20 protein-coding genes are annotated in these 13,461 nt (G+C 67.9%); 1 reads left to right on the forward strand and 19 read right to left on the reverse strand.

Annotation, left to right across the window (positions count from 1 at the left end; translation table 11 throughout):
• Positions 1 to 150: 150 nt before the first annotated feature.
• The 19 genes from V5F75_RS05530 to V5F75_RS05620 all read right to left on the reverse strand — a co-directional run bounded on the left by V5F75_RS05530 (position 151) and on the right by V5F75_RS05620 (position 12,442).
• Positions 151 to 474: a hypothetical protein gene (locus V5F75_RS05530; RefSeq protein ID WP_394033472.1), complete on the reverse strand. Its 324-nt coding sequence runs from the start codon at positions 472 to 474 to the stop codon at positions 151 to 153.
• Between the two features lie 180 nt (positions 475 to 654).
• Positions 655 to 1,413: a 4Fe4S-binding leucine-rich repeat protein gene (locus V5F75_RS05535; RefSeq protein ID WP_394033473.1), complete on the reverse strand. Its 759-nt coding sequence runs from the start codon at positions 1,411 to 1,413 to the stop codon at positions 655 to 657.
• A gap of 240 nt (positions 1,414 to 1,653) precedes the next feature.
• Entirely contained in the window at positions 1,654 to 1,878 is a 225-nt protein-coding gene (locus V5F75_RS05540) for a hypothetical protein (protein WP_394033474.1), read from the reverse strand.
• 539 nt (positions 1,879 to 2,417) lie between these two features.
• Entirely contained in the window at positions 2,418 to 2,735 is a 318-nt protein-coding gene (locus tag V5F75_RS05545; protein ID WP_393989865.1) for a ferredoxin, read from the reverse strand.
• A gap of 102 nt (positions 2,736 to 2,837) precedes the next feature.
• Positions 2,838 to 3,950 carry a DegT/DnrJ/EryC1/StrS family aminotransferase gene (locus V5F75_RS05550; RefSeq protein WP_394033651.1) on the reverse strand — a complete coding sequence of 371 codons (1,113 nt, stop codon included), beginning with the start codon at positions 3,948 to 3,950 and terminating at the stop codon, positions 2,838 to 2,840.
• A gap of 108 nt (positions 3,951 to 4,058) precedes the next feature.
• Positions 4,059 to 4,319, reverse strand: coding sequence for a DUF6129 family protein (locus tag V5F75_RS05555; protein WP_394033475.1), 261 nt, complete (start codon positions 4,317 to 4,319; stop codon positions 4,059 to 4,061).
• 72 nt (positions 4,320 to 4,391) lie between these two features.
• Entirely contained in the window at positions 4,392 to 4,721 is a 330-nt protein-coding gene (locus V5F75_RS05560; RefSeq protein WP_394033476.1) for a DUF3024 domain-containing protein, read from the reverse strand.
• 40 nt (positions 4,722 to 4,761) lie between these two features.
• Positions 4,762 to 5,001 (reverse strand): nitrogen fixation protein NifZ, encoded by a 240-nt coding sequence (locus V5F75_RS05565; RefSeq protein ID WP_394033652.1) that lies wholly within the window; start codon positions 4,999 to 5,001, stop codon positions 4,762 to 4,764.
• Positions 5,001 to 5,318, reverse strand: a complete 318-nt coding sequence (locus V5F75_RS05570) for a nitrogen fixation protein NifZ (RefSeq protein ID WP_394033477.1) — start codon at positions 5,316 to 5,318, stop codon at positions 5,001 to 5,003. Before V5F75_RS05570 ends, V5F75_RS05565 begins: the two co-directional genes overlap by 1 nt.
• Positions 5,315 to 6,088: a 4Fe4S-binding leucine-rich repeat protein gene (locus tag V5F75_RS05575; protein WP_394033478.1), complete on the reverse strand. Its 774-nt coding sequence runs from the start codon at positions 6,086 to 6,088 to the stop codon at positions 5,315 to 5,317. Before V5F75_RS05575 ends, V5F75_RS05570 begins: the two co-directional genes overlap by 4 nt.
• Positions 6,081 to 6,647 (reverse strand): hypothetical protein, encoded by a 567-nt coding sequence (locus V5F75_RS05580; protein WP_394033479.1) that lies wholly within the window; start codon positions 6,645 to 6,647, stop codon positions 6,081 to 6,083. Before V5F75_RS05580 ends, V5F75_RS05575 begins: the two co-directional genes overlap by 8 nt.
• 20 nt (positions 6,648 to 6,667) lie before the next feature.
• The gene (locus V5F75_RS05585) at positions 6,668 to 6,985 is read right to left on the reverse strand and encodes a HesB/IscA family protein (protein WP_394033480.1); all 318 of its coding nucleotides are present in this window, start codon (positions 6,983 to 6,985) and stop codon (positions 6,668 to 6,670) included.
• An 11-nt stretch (positions 6,986 to 6,996) separates the two neighbouring features.
• Positions 6,997 to 7,221: a 4Fe-4S binding protein gene (locus V5F75_RS05590; protein WP_394033481.1), complete on the reverse strand. Its 225-nt coding sequence runs from the start codon at positions 7,219 to 7,221 to the stop codon at positions 6,997 to 6,999.
• Between the two features lie 88 nt (positions 7,222 to 7,309).
• Entirely contained in the window at positions 7,310 to 8,869 is a 1,560-nt protein-coding gene (nifB, locus tag V5F75_RS05595) for a nitrogenase cofactor biosynthesis protein NifB (RefSeq protein ID WP_394033482.1), read from the reverse strand.
• A 338-nt stretch (positions 8,870 to 9,207) separates the two neighbouring features.
• Positions 9,208 to 10,083, reverse strand: coding sequence for an SIR2 family NAD-dependent protein deacylase (locus tag V5F75_RS05600; RefSeq protein WP_394033483.1), 876 nt, complete (start codon positions 10,081 to 10,083; stop codon positions 9,208 to 9,210).
• Between the two features lie 5 nt (positions 10,084 to 10,088).
• Positions 10,089 to 10,304 carry a putative nitrogen fixation protein NifT gene (nifT, locus tag V5F75_RS05605; protein ID WP_393989875.1) on the reverse strand — a complete coding sequence of 72 codons (216 nt, stop codon included), beginning with the start codon at positions 10,302 to 10,304 and terminating at the stop codon, positions 10,089 to 10,091.
• Positions 10,305 to 10,445: 141 nt separating this feature from the next.
• On the reverse strand, positions 10,446 to 11,651 hold the full coding sequence (nifS, locus tag V5F75_RS05610) for a cysteine desulfurase NifS (RefSeq protein WP_394033484.1): 1,206 nt from the start codon (positions 11,649 to 11,651) through the stop codon (positions 10,446 to 10,448).
• 63 nt (positions 11,652 to 11,714) lie between these two features.
• On the reverse strand, positions 11,715 to 12,044 hold the full coding sequence (locus V5F75_RS05615; RefSeq protein WP_394033485.1) for a NifU family protein: 330 nt from the start codon (positions 12,042 to 12,044) through the stop codon (positions 11,715 to 11,717).
• A 77-nt stretch (positions 12,045 to 12,121) separates the two neighbouring features.
• On the reverse strand, positions 12,122 to 12,442 hold the full coding sequence (locus V5F75_RS05620; protein WP_393989878.1) for a HesB/IscA family protein: 321 nt from the start codon (positions 12,440 to 12,442) through the stop codon (positions 12,122 to 12,124).
• A 416-nt stretch (positions 12,443 to 12,858) separates the two neighbouring features.
• Here V5F75_RS05620 and V5F75_RS05625 point away from each other — a divergent pair, with 416 nt between their 5' ends.
• Positions 12,859 to 13,446 (forward strand): hypothetical protein, encoded by a 588-nt coding sequence (locus tag V5F75_RS05625; protein ID WP_394033486.1) that lies wholly within the window; start codon positions 12,859 to 12,861, stop codon positions 13,444 to 13,446.
• Positions 13,447 to 13,461 lie beyond the last annotated feature (15 nt).

Here is a 13,461-nt window from a genome sequence, read left to right on the forward strand (position 1 = left end):
CGGGTCACCGTCCGGGATGGCGCGCACCTTGCGGCGCGGAGCTCTCGATCGCGCTCCGCGCCGCCCTTTTGGGGCTGAGGCTCGGCCCCCCATGATCCTGCGGTTCGGCGACATGAGCGCCGTTCATCGCGGCGGGCGCCGGAAGAGGCGTCAGAAGTCGTTCTCGTCATCCGTCGAGAAATGGGCGTGGGCCGCCTCGATGACCGCCAGCGCCGCGCGCAGGCGGCGATATTCGGCGGCATCGATGGTGACGGTCTCGCCTCCCGCGTCCTCGCCGGCGGCCGGGCGGCTTGCCAGCACCGCCTCGAACAGCGCCTTTTCCAGCTGGAAGATGCGCTCGCTGGCGCGTTCCAGATAGGGCAGCGGGTTCGCCTCCACATTGGCCTCGTGGAGGGCATCCAGGCTCAGGAGCTTGCGGAAGCGCCGCTGGGTGCGGCGCTTGTCGGCGCCGAAATCGTGCGGGATCACACTCATGTCAGGCCTCGTGAAGCGCGTCGGGAAGGGCGCGGCGCCGTGCGAAAGCTGTGCGGGGGCAGCAACGCGAAACCGACCACGAGCATGTCGCGCAAACGACACGGTAAAATCCGCCCCAATCGAAATCAAGCCGGCCAATGACATGCCGCGCCGCACCCGGAAGGGATGGCATCCGGCCTGTCAGCAGGGCCTGAGCCGCGTCCGCGCCAGTTCCGCAATCTCGGGGACGGGGTCCTCCGCCAGGGCGGCGAGATCGGCCGCATCGGTGGCGCGTTCGGCCACGGCGAAGCGCACGCGCATGTCCGCGTCGTCGCGCAGCAGCTTCAGACGGCCCTCCGGCAGGCGCTCGGCCACCACCATCCGCACCAGCGGATCGGGATCGGCCGCCATGCGCGCAAGCTGCGGCTCCTCCACGCGGCGAGCCACTTCGCGGCGCACCTCGCTTTCGGGGTCGCGCAGGCTGAAGGCGAGGGCATCGGGCGGCGCGCGCCGGGCCGCGGCCATGCGCACGCGGTAATCCTCGTCGGAGAGCAGGGGCACCAGGGCCGCGCCCTCCAGCCGCCGCGCGACGGCGATGCGCACTTCCGGCTCGGGATCGGCCTTCAGCGCCGCGATGCGGCTCGCGGGCAGGCGCGCCACCACCTCGGCGCGCACGTCCGGCTCCGGGTCCGCCAGCAGGGCGGGAATGGCGAAGAGGCTGGCGTGGCGGGCGGCGAGCACGCGGACCTCGAAATAGGGATGGTTCAGGTAGCGCGCCGCCAGTTCCTCGTTGCGGCGGAAGAAATTGTCGATGCGCTTGCGGCGGCGGTCCGCCACGCACACCGCGCCGAGATCGCAGCGGCCTTCGGCGTGGATGTCCTCGTGCGGGCAATCCTGGCAGCGCAGGGGGCGTCCCTGCCAATCCAGGGCTTCGAGCTGAACTTCGCTGGTGGCGACCATGGACGGAACCTCCTCACCCGCGCGGGGAAGGCGCCTCTTGCGTGCGGCCTCCACCGCCGGGCGCCTCACTGCAAAGCTAGTCGCGGCTCGCGCGGATTGCCAGTGTTGCCGGCTTCGGACCGGATCGCGAAGGCGTGAGGCACGGTGCCCCGCGCCGGGAAGACGGCGCGGGGCGGAGGTGACTACGTAGTTGCCCGTATTGCTGCGGCAAAGGAGGTGCCGTAGTTACGAGCGATGCAGTCACGCGGCCTTCGAGTCGAAGGGGGCCTTGAATTCCGCGAGCTGCGCCGGTTCCAGGCGGAACACGCCGCGACCGCCCGCCAGCGCCTGATAGGCATTGGCCGCGTGCTCGGCCAGGTAGTTGAACCACTCCTGGGGCGGCAGGGTCGAGGGCCGTTGGCCGATTTCGACGACATTGCCGCTGGGCGAGAAGCGGGCGTGGATGATGACCTTCTGATTGTCCATCTGTGCTCTCCGTGGTGAAAACGCGTCTGCCTGTAGACTTTCGAACAAGGCGCCGCTGATCCGGCGCCCCGTGTTCCGATCCCGCCAGTCATGTCGGCTTTGCTTCGCCGCGTGCCGCCTGCTCTTGCAGTCGAGCAGGCGCAGCGCGGCGCCGGTGGCCTTGAGCGGGACATGCCTTCCCATCTCCGCGTGCGCGGATCTCTTCACTCCCAGGATTTTCGGGCTGTGGGCCTCTGCCGCAGGGGGCTCGCGGCCGCAGCTCGCGTCATCGGGTCCGCCGGTCCTTCGGCCCCGAGGGGGCGGGGAGAAGGTCCGGTGTCCGCACAGGTTTTCAAAGCAAGTTCGATACCAGGGCGCGCGTCGGGGATTGCTCCGCGCGGCGGACGGCCGGGCGCGATCGCGCGCGCACGGGCGCCGCGGCGGGATCCTCGAACGGGTGATGGGGAATGCGCGCCGCGTTGCGGAATAGCGTTCCGGCCCGGTGGCGGCTCGGGCGGGACGGCCGGCGCGGCCGAGGGCGGCGCCGGCCGTCGCGCGGCTCAGAGGCCGGCGTAATCGAAGCCCAGCAGCTCCACCGTGACATTCTCGGTGCCGAGCACGGTGATCATGGACGCGAGGCGCGACTTGGAGCCCACGCCGACGAGGGTATCCAGCTTCTCGTTCTCTTCGCGGCTGGTCTTGGAGAGGCCCTTGCGGCCTTCCTGGACGAAGACGTGGGAATAGCTGCCGTCCTTGTCGTCCTTCTGGCGGTCGAGCAGGCGCGGCTCCACCGAGGTCAGGATCTCGAACAGGTTCGCCCCTTCGGCGGCCTCGACGGTCTTTCCAACGGGAAGAACCTTAATGGTCACGGTGGACATCAACGACTCCTGTCATTTCCAAATATTATTGATGCGAATGTTCTTGGCGCGCCGAACGGCGGCGCGCTCCACCACGCGAGCACCCTCCCGCGCGGCGACGGCCTAGTAGATGGCCGAGCCCGCCCCGACATTGATCGAGGCATCCTTCATCGTCGCGACGATGAACTCGATTTCGTCTTCGGTCAGGTGGGTGTGGAACGGCAGCGCAATGGCGCGGTCGGCCACCTTCTCCGTGACGAGATAGTCGCCGCGGCGATAGCCGAGGTCGAAATAGTGGCGCTGCAGGTGCAGCGGGTTGGCGTAGCCGGTGGATTCCACCTTCTCCACCTTCAGGTCGTCCACGATGGCGTCGCGGCTCGACTTGGAGAAGCGCGTGCCCAGGTGCACCACGTAGAGGAACCAGTGCACCTCGGTCACGTCCGGGCCGATGTAGGGGTCCTTGATGCCCTCGAACGACTGGACGTATTTGTAATAGAGGTGCTCCACATAGCGCCGCCGCTCCAGGATTTCCTCCAGGCGCTGCAGCTGCGCGAGGCCGAGCGCGGCGGTGACATCGCTCATGGGCGCCTGGTAGGGCGCGGTCATGCTCACCACCACCGAGGAGCGCTCGTCCAGCCGGTGGGAGCGGAAGCGCCGCAGGGCCACCACCACGTCGATGTCGTCGGTCACCACCATGCCGCCCTCGCCGCAGGTGAGGGGCGAGGGCTGGGAGAAATCGAACACCGCGGTGTCGCCGAAGGTGCCCACCAGAGCGTCCTTGTAGCGCGAGCCGATGGCCTCGGTGGAATCCTCGATGAGAATGAGGTTGTGCGCCTTGGCAAGGGCGCGCAGGCCGTCCCACGCCGCGGGATGGCCGTTGTTGTTGCAGGCGACGATGGCCTTGGTCTTCTCGGTGATGCGCGGGGCCGCCTTGTCGGGCACGAGGGTGCCGGCCCAGTAGTCGATGTCCGCGAATACCGGGCGCGCGCCGCACAGGCTGATGGCGTGGGCGGTCTCGCGGAAGGAATAGGGGGAGGCGATCACCTCATCGCCGGGCCCGATGCCGTAGGCGTGGAGGGTGAGCAGGAGGCCCATGGTGCCGCTCGGCACCGCCACCGCATACTTGCGGCCGAGATAGGCGGCGAAGGCTTCCTCGAACGCCTCCACCGTCGGCCCGGCGGACAGGCGGGGCGCCTGCAGGGCGAGGTTCACCGCCTCCAGCTCGGCCACGGTCATGTCGGGGTCGGAGAGGGGGATGAAGGTCGCCTCGGCGGCATCCTCGCCGATATCGTCCGTCAGGTCTGCGACAAGGTCGTCGTCGATCATCGCACAGCGCTCCCGTCTTCAGTTCTTCTTGGCGAGGATGACGCCGGTGGCGCGGGCGGGATCGGAGGTGATCTGCACGCAGTGGTCGGAGGTGTCGATGAGGTGGATCTCGAACGCCGCGAAGCTGCGGAACGGCGCCTCGGTCATGTCGGAGGCGTCGCACTGGGTCCAGGAGAGCTTGGGCAGGCGGGCGCGCAGCTCGCTGAACACCGGCATGGCAAGATCCTGCGCCGTCAGCACCTTTTCGATTTCCGACAAGTCGGTGTCGCTCATTGCCATGTCCGCTCAACTCCGCTTTGGCTGCGCAAGGCCGCCGGATGGCCGGGTGGGGCGCGCCGCGGCGGGGGCGCCTCACTGCCAGAACTTGCGTTCGCTATCGTCGTTCAGAAGCACGAGAAGCTCGGCGAGCCGCGCGTGCGTGCTGTCGAACTCCCAGGTCTTCGTCTTGTGGTTCTTGCGAAAAAGATGCCAACTGCCGGCGTCCGCATCGAACCGGAGCAGGGCGATGTCGACCACGCCGCCCTCCGGGTCCACGTTGCGCGAGCAGCAGGCGCTCTCGATGCGGTAGCCGTCCGGGGCGGCCATCACGCGCGGCTCCACATAGCGGTAGCGCTTGCGGCCCTTGAGCGTCCGCTCGATCCGCTTGCGGTCGAGATCATTGGGATGAGGGGGCGGTCTCATCGGCCTTCTCTCTCGCGCGGGTCCGCCGGCCGCGAGCCGCTCACACGGGCTCGATTTCTTCCTCGAGGCAGCCGATGACCATGCGCTCGTTGAATTCGACCAGGTAGATGGGGGTGTTGGTCTCGGTGTGGGTGCCCACCTGCACGATCTCGCCGACCGTGCCGAGGCCCACCAGCAGCGCATCTTCCGGCGCCTCGGGAAAGGAGCCGTCGTTGCGCAGCTCGATGAGGGTCTTCACCTTCATGCCCCAGTCGTACTTGGGGAGGCGGGGATCGAACATCATGCGCTGGGTGCTCCGGGCAGGGGAATGTCTTCCTCGTCCCGCGGCTTGGCGGGCTCGAGTTCCTTGCGCTTCATGCCGACGCGGTTGCCGCTCTCGGTGAATTCCACGCCGTAAATATAGAATTGCTGGAGGAAGGTGCCGATGGAGACCACGTAGCCGATCTCCCCCTTGCGGGCGAGGATCTCGCCGATCTCCTTGCCGGCATAGGTGCCGTCGTTGCGGATCACGCGCTTCGCCTTCACCTTCTCGCCGAAGGAGAAGTAGGGCGGCTCGGTGATCTCGACGACGTCACTGTCGCGGACGATGTTGCTCATCGCGGCATCTCCTTCACCAGGGGCGAACAGCCGTCGCGGCGCGCGCGGGCCACTTCCCGGACGAACTCGTCGGGATCGTCCAGGAGCGGGTCGATGTGGTCGAGGCCGATGCGGCCCGCCACCTCGTGGCGCACCCGCCAGTCCGGATCGCGGATCAGGCCCGAGAGCAGGTCCGGCGGCAGGCGCTGGGCCACCTCCAGGCGCACGGTGGCGGCCGGGTCGGTCATCATGTTCGGCAGCCACTCGGCCGGCAGGCGCTGGGCCACCACCTTGCGCACCTGCTCCTCCGGGTCGTTGACGATGCGCGAGAGCAGGGGCGGGGCCACCCGGCGCGCCACCACGAGGCGCACGTAATAATCGGGGTCGACGAGCATGGGGATCAGCTCGGCGTCGTCCAGCAGGGAGACCATGCGGATGCGCACCTCGCGGTGCGGATCGGTGCGCAGGCGCAGGATGAGCCGCTTGGGCAGGCGCCGGGCGGCGTTCCAGCGCACGGTCTCCTCGGGGTCGTCGAGCAGCGGCGGCAGCACGAACACGTCCGCATGCTTGGCGGCGATGGCGCGCACCTCGAAATGCTCATGCCGCACGTAGCCGCTGGCGAGCTCCGGGTTCCAGTTGAAGAAGCGGTCGATGCGCCGCGCGTAGCGGTCGTTGACGCAGGCGTGCTTCAGGCGGCACCGGCCGGCGGCCAGCATCTCCCGATGGGCGCAGGCCGCGCAGTCGATGTCGTCACCGAGCCAGTTCTTCGCCTCGTCGATGTCGTCAGTCATCGTCCTGCTCCGCTCGGGCGGCTTCCGCCCGTTCCAGCACGTCGATCAGCAGCCGGGCCCCGATCTTGTCGGAGGGGTCGAGCTCCAGGAGCTTCGCCGCCGCGGCCCGGCCTTCCTCCAGCGCGCCCAGGCGCATGTTGAGATAGGCGTAGCCCTTCAGGGTGAACATGAAGAAGCGGGGCATCAGCCGGTCGTAGCGGGAGAATTCCGCGTCGCCCGGCCGTACGTCCCGCCAGTCCGCCGGCAGGTTGGTCTCCCGCTGCGCCTTGGCGAGGCACTCGCGGGCGACGGTGAGGCACTCGGCCAGCCGCCCCTTGTAGAAGTAGAAGCGGTAGAGCCCGATCAGCACCGCCACATGGCCGGGGGCGATCTCCCGCGCGGCGCGCAGGTGGGTGAGCGCCACCTCCGACTGCTGGTAGGAGAGGCCCGCCTGCTCCAGGTGCGCCTCCGCCTGCGGCGGCAGCCCGCCGCCCATCACGGCGCTCGCCATCAGCGCCTCGGGGGTGAGCGCGTCCGCGTCGTCGTCCGGAACGGCCGCCGTCATCCCCAATCCGCTCATGCCCCGCGCTCCGTGCCCGCTCAGTGCGCGTGCGAGGCGCAGGTGCCGGTGGCCTTGGGATCGTGGAACACGAGGCCGGTCTTGGCGGGACTGTCGGTGAAGTCCACCGTCACGCCATCGAGCAGCAGGCGGCTTTCCGCCGGCAGGAAGAACTTGAGGCCCTCGCGCTCCACCACCGCGTCGCCCGGCGTGGGCTCGGCCAGCACGGAGATGTCGGCGTTGAGGCCCGAACAGCCGCCGGGCGAGACCGCGAGGCGAAAGCCGGCGCCGGGGCCGCCGTCGCTCATGATCATGAGGCGGATGAAGCGCTTGGCGGCGGGGGTCAGGGTGAAGTTCATCTGCGCTGCTCCTACGCGGGCGGCTGGTAGCGGGGATAGGAGGTGTCGATGATGCAGGTGTCGTCCACCGGGCACACGGCGGCGCACTGGGGCACGTCGTAGTGACCGAGGCATTCGGTGCACTTCTTGGGATCGATCACGAACGTGCCGTTCTTCTCGAAGATGGCGACGTTGGGGCATTCGGGCTCGCAGGCCGAGCAGCTCGTGCATTGCGAGGCGACGATCTTCAGCGCCATGGCTTTGGTCCTTCGTTGGCGTGCGCGCTGCGCGCGGGCGCCGGGGCGGGCGGCTGCCGGCCCGCCCCGGTCCGTGTTTCACGGCAGGTCAGGCGGCGCTGATGAGGGCGCCCTGGCGGATCTCGGCGTCGCCGCGCACGACGTGCTCGATCTCGCCGCTCTTCACCTTGCCGAGATAGTCCTTGAACCAGGTGATGGCGGACTTCTCGATGAACTCGTGGGCATACTGGTCCACGGGATCGATGCCAGCCTTGACGAGGTCCGCCTTCGGGCAGCCGCCGATCTTCGCCACGAACACCGCATGGCAGTCGTTGATGGCGCGGATGATGGTCTCCAGGCTGTCTTCCTCGCCGTAGCCGCCCTGGCAGTAGAGGTCCACGCGACGGTGGCCGACGAACTTGGCGCCAGCGGTGGAGAGCTCGTAGACCTGGAACTCCTTGGCGTGGCCGAAGTGCTCGTTGACGAGGCCCGAGCCCTTGGTGGCGACCGCGATCAGGAGCTTGATGTCGCTCTGCTCGCCGGCGAGGGAGGAGAGCTCCTCCTGCTTGGCGGCGACCTTCGCGACCCGCTCCTCCTCCACCAGCGCCTGGTAGGCCTGGCGGCTTTCGAGGTCGTAATTGACCTCCATGGCCATGATCTTGTCGGTGGTGAACTCGGCCGAGCGGTCCTCGCCCAGGAGGCCGACGGCGTCGGCGCGGCACTGGCGGCAGTGGCGCATCATGTTCATCTCGCCCTCGCACCGGTCCTGGAGCGCCTTCAGCTCCTGGGCGGTGGGGCCGCGCTGGCCGTTGAGGCCGAACACGGTGCCGTGCTCGGGCGAGGAGATGAGGGGCATGATGTTGTGCAGGAAGGCGCCGCGCGACTTCACCGCCCGGTTCACTTCAACCAGATGGTTGTCGTTGATGCCGGGGATCATCACCGAGTTGACCTTGCACAGGATGCCGCGCTCGGTGAGCATCTCCAGGCCCTGGAGCTGGCGGTCGGTGAGCAGCTTGGCGGCTTCGTAGCCGGTGTAGCGCTTGTGCTTCCAGAACACCCAGGGATAGATCTTCGCGCCGACTTCCGGGTCCACCATGTTGATGGTGATGGTGACGTGGTCGACGTTGAAGTTGGCGATGGTCTCCACGTGGTCCGGCAGGGCGAGGCCGTTGGTGGAGAGGCAGAGCTTGATATCCGGGGCGGTCTTGGAGATCAGCTCGAAGGTCTTGAAGGTCTTTTCCGGGTTGGCGAGCGGGTCGCCGGGGCCGGCGATGCCCAGAACCGTCATCTGCGGAATGGTGGAGGCGACCGCGAGCACCTTCTTCGCCGCCTGTTCGGGGGTCAGCTTCTCGGAGACCACGCCCGGCCGGCTCTCATTGGCGCAGTCATACTTGCGATTGCAGTAGTTGCACTGGATGTTGCAGGCCGGGGCCACCGCAACGTGCATGCGGGCGTAGTGGTGGTGCGCTTCTTCAGAATAGCAGGGGTGGTTCTTCACCTTCTCCCAGATCTCGGTGGGCAGGTCGCCCTGGCCGGCGGAAGAGCCGCAGCTCGCCTTGCCGGAACCGCCCGAGGTGCCGCAGCCCTGGTGCTCGGCCTTCGCCTGCATGATATCCGCGAGCTGGTCGGAAACGCCGACGGCGTCTCCGTGCTGTGTCGTCGCGTCCATGGTTCTGCTCCTTGCTCTCAGCAGGATCCCAAAAACTTATCCTGAAGGGAGTGGAGCAACTGGCGTGCCAGCTTTGAATTCTGAAAAACTGTAATTTTTTTCAGTGGTTTGGCGCGAAGCGTCGCTGTCGCGTTCCGAACACGTCCACTGGGCGCACATGACATGTTGGAAAAGTTACACGTGCGCGAAAGGCACAAAAAGCGCAGGACAACCCACCCTCTATGTCATGTCGAGCCGGCCCGCCATTCCGGGAAAATACGGAGGCGCCAGCGGCGGCGGTGGCCGGAACGCAGAAGGGGCCCGCCGCGCCGGCGGGCCCCTTCTTCATCACGGCATCCTCAGGCCTTCGCGTTCTCGACGATGATCTCGATGGCGCGGGGCGTGGGAATGGCGATGGGCGTGATGGCGTGCTCCAGAAGGAACTTCAGCTCGTTCTTCGTGAGCTCGTCCGGATCCACCAGCGCGAAATGCGGGGTGGCGGAGCGCTTGCTGATCTGCCGCGCGTAGTTGCGCAGCATCTGGTCGTGGAAGCGACAGCCGAGGAACAGGAAGGAGCGTTCGGTCCGGCGGTGCTTGATGATATCGGGGATCGGCGTCTGGATGTCGATCTCGGTCAGGACCTCCACATAGTCCGCGTCGGAGATGAGGTAGTTCCGGGCGGGAGCCACGCTGCCGTGGGGCGTGTAGAGGATGGTGGTCCAGCCCTCGGCCGCCTCGCGGGTGGCTTCGGCCCCGGACGCGTCATAGAAGCGGTACCAGCGGTCCTCGCCGATGCCGGCGCGGCTGATGCCCTGCGCCTCGCCCCAGTCGGAGCGGCCCTGCAGCGCGCTCCGCATGGTCCCGTCGTACCAGGTGTCCACGATCACCGGCAGCGGCAGCGACGCCAGCAGGCGATGGAGCGCGGTCGGCTCCAGCCGAGGCGTGAAGGCTTCGGTCATCAGGGCGACCACGGTGGCCCGGAGCTTCGTGCCCTCGATGTGCTGCGCCGCCGCCCAGGGATTGCCCTTGGCGCGCTTCGGCAGAGCCACCTTGGTGGCGAAGAAGGCCGCGAGGGCGTCCGGCGTCATGGGAACGGCCGGGTTCGCGCCCGCGCTGACGGCGGGTCCGAGATAGGGGATGATCCGGCCCGAAGGCAGCGCGCGCGCCACGTCGGCGAGAACCGCCTCGGCGTCGGCGAGCTTGAGGACGTCCCCGGGGGAGAGGGGCAGGTTCATGGCATTTACTCGTCTTCGCCGCGCTTGCGGGCGTTCACGGTGATCGGCAGGGTGGTCTCGGGCGGCATTTCCGGCAGCTCCAGCACCCAGCCGTTGGCGATCTTGATCCAGCCGCCCCACAGGGTTTCGTGCTCGGTCTCCACGATCGGCTCCTCGAGGTCCTTCTTCGGGACATAGATCGACAGACCCATCTCCGGGGAACGGCGAAGCATGATTTTCATACGTTGGGCTCCTGGATCGCGTTCGACGCGCCGCTGCGACCACGGCCGGGGCACCCTGGATTCTCGGGGCCCGCCCGCCGGTCATTCCGGAAGGGTGTGCGGGGGGCCTGGGCAGGCCCGTGCACGAAGGAAGGGATGGTGTCAGCCATGGGCGGCCGCCGGCGCGCCCTGCCGGTTCTTCCACGCCGGGGACATGTCCCGCAGCCTGGTGACGATGTCCGGCAGCACCTCCAGCGCGCGGTCCACGTCCTCGGTCGTGTTCTCGCGCGAGAGGGAGAAGCGGATGGCGCCGTGCAGGGCGGTGGCCGGCAGGTCCATGGCGCGCAGCACATGGGAGGGCTCGGTGGAGCCGGAGGTGCAGGCCGAGCCGGTGGAGGTGGCGATGCCGGCCCGGTTGAGATGGGTGAGCACCGCCTCACCGTCGAGATATTCGAAGGCGATGTTGGCGGTGTTGGGCAGGCGGTTGCCGGGCTCGCCGTTGAGCAGCGTGTGGGGGATCTGCTGCAGCACGCCCTGCTCCAGGCGGTCGCGCAGCGCCTTCACGCGCGTGCCCTCCTCCTCCAGGTGCGCGAGCGCGAGGTTCGCCGCCGCGCCGAGGCCAATGATGCCGGGCACGTTCTCGGTGCCGCCGCGCCGTCCGCGCTCCTGGTGGCCGCCACGGATGAGAGGCCGGAACTTCACGCCCTTCCTCACATAGAGCGCGCCGATGCCCTTGGGCCCGTGCAGCTTGTGGCCGGAGAGGGAGAGCATGTCGATCTCCATGGACTTGAGGTCCATGGGCACCTTGCCCACCGCCTGCACGGCGTCGGTGTGGAAGAGGGCGCCGGCGGCATGGGCCATCCGCACCAGCTCGGCGACGGGAAACAGGGTGCCGGTCTCGTTGTTGGCCCACATCACCGAAGCGAGCGCCGTGCGCGGGCCGAGGGCGGCGGCATAGGCGTCCATGTCGAGCCGGCCCTGGCGGTCCACGCCGATCTGGTGGACCGTGATGCCGCGGGTCTTCTCCAGGTGCGCCACCAGCGCCAGCACCGCCTGGTGCTCCACCCGCGTGGTGACGATCTCGGTGCGGGCGGGGTCGATGTCGCCCTGGCTCTCCAGGGCGGAGAGGATGGCGGCGTTGTCGGATTCCGTCCCGCCGGAGGTGAAGACGATCTCATGGTCGTGGGCGGCGCCCAGCAGGGCCTGGAGCTGGCGGCGCGCGGCCCTCAGCGCCTCGCCCACCTTCTCGCCGAAGGCATGGGTGGAGGAGGCGTTGCCGAAATGCTCGCTGAAGAAGGGGAGCATGGCCTCGACCACCGCCGGGTCGGTCCGGGTCGTCGCATTGTTGTCGAGATAGACGGGCGACACGGCAAATCCCCTCGTGATCCGGCGGGTGGACCGCCCGGCGCGGGACGCGCCGGGGGCGCGGCCTCAGATGGATTTGGCCTTCAGGCTGATGAGCGGCTTGTTGAGGCTGCCGGCCACGGGAATGAGGCGCACCAGCTCGCCCAGGCGCTCCACGATCTTGGACTGGATGCCCTCGATGGTCTCGCTGGCGAGCTTGCAGAACACGCAGGCGCCGGTCATCTTCACCATGACCTTGTTGCCGTCGATCTCCACCAGCTCGCAGTCGCCGCCGTCGCGCTTGAGGTTGGGGCGCACCTCCTCGATGACGGCGCGGATGATCGCCTCTCGCTCGGCCTGCCGGTCGGTGGCGGGCTGGCGCTGTTCGGTCTTGAGCTCCTCGGTCTCGGCCAACATCGCACTGTCCTTTATCTGAGGGGTTCGCTTCGTTCAGGCTCTGGTGAGATTGCCCGGCAAGGCTGCCGGGCTCGGTCTCAGCCGAAGGACTTGCCGCAGGAGCAGCTCGAGGTGGCGTTCGGATTGTCGAAGGTGAATCCGGAGCCTTCGAGGGCCACGACGAAGTCGATGGTGGTGCCGGCGAGCAGGTCGTGGCTGTTCATGTCCACGAAGACCTTCACGCCGTCGTGCTCGATCACCGTGTCGTCGGGCTCGCCGTCGTTGACGAGGCCCATCATGTACTTGTATCCCGCGCAGCCGCCGGCCTCGACCATGATGCGCAGACCACCCATGGGTTCTGGGGCGCTGCTGATGGCCTCGCGGACGGCATGCAGTGCGCTGTCGGTCAAATTGATCATCGGCTCGACCTTCGGTGCTGGGTACGCTTTGCCAAGGTCGAAGCAATCGGTGTGCCAAACGACAAAGAACTGATTTATATCAATTTTTCGCGGCGGGGCTGTTGCGTTTCCGACGCGTGTTGGGTTTCGGACAGCTTTCCGCGCCGCGCCGCGCGCGGTCCGCCGGGCGAGATGTCGCAGGCGGCGCGCGGCCCGGCGCCCGGCTGAAAGGCGCGGACGGCCAAGGGGTTGCGTCTCACGGCGGGGGCGGCTCCGGGGGCCCGCCGCCGCGTGGTTTCGACCGCGCCGGCCTTTCGCTTTTGCGACATTGGCCTTCGGCAAAGCACTTGCATGAGGGATGCGCTTGCGCCCGCGCAGGCCGTGCGCCGCGCCACCTGTGCCAAGAAGCGTCGTGCGTGACCACTCGGAGACCTCATATGACCGCGATCGACGATACCCCCCTGGGCCGGCTGGATAAGGATGGCCGCCTGCTCAACGCCGTGCTCAAGCAGCAGACGAAGCCGGGCCGGTTCGGCTTCCGCGGGGACATCGCCCTGAAGTTCCAGCCCCAGCTCGCCGACGAGAAGCGCCCGCCGGAATACACCATGGAGCAGGTGATCACCTTCGGCGAGGAAGGCAAGAGCACGATCCCGGTGCTCGCCGGCTACCTGCAGAACTTCGCCTTCCTGAAGGACGTGGCCGAGGTGCTCGGCGATGCGCTCTCGCCCGACGGCAAGTACATCATCTTCGCCAACAACATCGACTTCCTGAAGCGCTATCGCGTCAGCGTCGGCGACAAGCTGTTCTACGTTCTGCCCTGCGATGAATCCACCGTGTGGAAGGAGATGACCGATCTCCTCAGCATCGACAAGAACGACATCAAGAAGCTCGACACCGGCGGCAAGACCGACGTGGTGCTGGAAGCCGCCCTCGCCTGGCACGAGGATCTCGAGCCCATAACCTTCGAGCAGGGCCTCGCGGTGATGGAGCCGGTGAAGAACCGCAACGAGAACCGCCCGGTCTGAGCGGAGCGCGACGCG

Origin of the sequence: Xanthobacter albus (assembly GCF_043194895.2) — a bacterium.
Lineage (GTDB): Bacteria > Pseudomonadota > Alphaproteobacteria > Rhizobiales > Xanthobacteraceae > Xanthobacter.

Coding starts and splice junctions, on each gene's coding strand:
- V5F75_RS05530 (WP_394033472.1), bottom strand. CDS start 474: ATGAGTGTGATCCCGCACGATTTCGGCGCCGACAAGCGCCGCACCCAG.
- nifB (WP_394033482.1), bottom strand. CDS start 8,869: ATGGACGCGACGACACAGCACGGAGACGCCGTCGGCGTTTCCGACCAG.
- V5F75_RS05625 (WP_394033486.1), top strand. CDS start 12,859: ATGACCGCGATCGACGATACCCCCCTGGGCCGGCTGGATAAGGATGGC.
- V5F75_RS05575 (WP_394033478.1), bottom strand. CDS start 6,088: ATGACTGACGACATCGACGAGGCGAAGAACTGGCTCGGTGACGACATC.
- V5F75_RS05560 (WP_394033476.1), bottom strand. CDS start 4,721: ATGAGACCGCCCCCTCATCCCAATGATCTCGACCGCAAGCGGATCGAG.
- V5F75_RS05590 (WP_394033481.1), bottom strand. CDS start 7,221: ATGGCGCTGAAGATCGTCGCCTCGCAATGCACGAGCTGCTCGGCCTGC.
- V5F75_RS05570 (WP_394033477.1), bottom strand. CDS start 5,318: ATGAGCAACATCGTCCGCGACAGTGACGTCGTCGAGATCACCGAGCCG.
- V5F75_RS05545 (WP_393989865.1), bottom strand. CDS start 2,735: ATGTCCACCGTGACCATTAAGGTTCTTCCCGTTGGAAAGACCGTCGAG.
- nifT (WP_393989875.1), bottom strand. CDS start 10,304: ATGAAAATCATGCTTCGCCGTTCCCCGGAGATGGGTCTGTCGATCTAT.
- V5F75_RS05600 (WP_394033483.1), bottom strand. CDS start 10,083: ATGAACCTGCCCCTCTCCCCCGGGGACGTCCTCAAGCTCGCCGACGCC.
- V5F75_RS05555 (WP_394033475.1), bottom strand. CDS start 4,319: ATGGCAATGAGCGACACCGACTTGTCGGAAATCGAAAAGGTGCTGACG.
- V5F75_RS05565 (WP_394033652.1), bottom strand. CDS start 5,001: ATGTTCGATCCCCGCCTCCCCAAGTACGACTGGGGCATGAAGGTGAAG.
- V5F75_RS05620 (WP_393989878.1), bottom strand. CDS start 12,442: ATGATCAATTTGACCGACAGCGCACTGCATGCCGTCCGCGAGGCCATC.
- V5F75_RS05585 (WP_394033480.1), bottom strand. CDS start 6,985: ATGAACTTCACCCTGACCCCCGCCGCCAAGCGCTTCATCCGCCTCATG.
- V5F75_RS05615 (WP_394033485.1), bottom strand. CDS start 12,044: ATGTTGGCCGAGACCGAGGAGCTCAAGACCGAACAGCGCCAGCCCGCC.
- V5F75_RS05535 (WP_394033473.1), bottom strand. CDS start 1,413: ATGGTCGCCACCAGCGAAGTTCAGCTCGAAGCCCTGGATTGGCAGGGA.
- V5F75_RS05540 (WP_394033474.1), bottom strand. CDS start 1,878: ATGGACAATCAGAAGGTCATCATCCACGCCCGCTTCTCGCCCAGCGGC.
- V5F75_RS05580 (WP_394033479.1), bottom strand. CDS start 6,647: ATGAGCGGATTGGGGATGACGGCGGCCGTTCCGGACGACGACGCGGAC.
- V5F75_RS05550 (WP_394033651.1), bottom strand. CDS start 3,950: ATGACCGTGGCCGAGCTGGAGGCGGTGAACCTCGCCCTGCAGGCGCCC.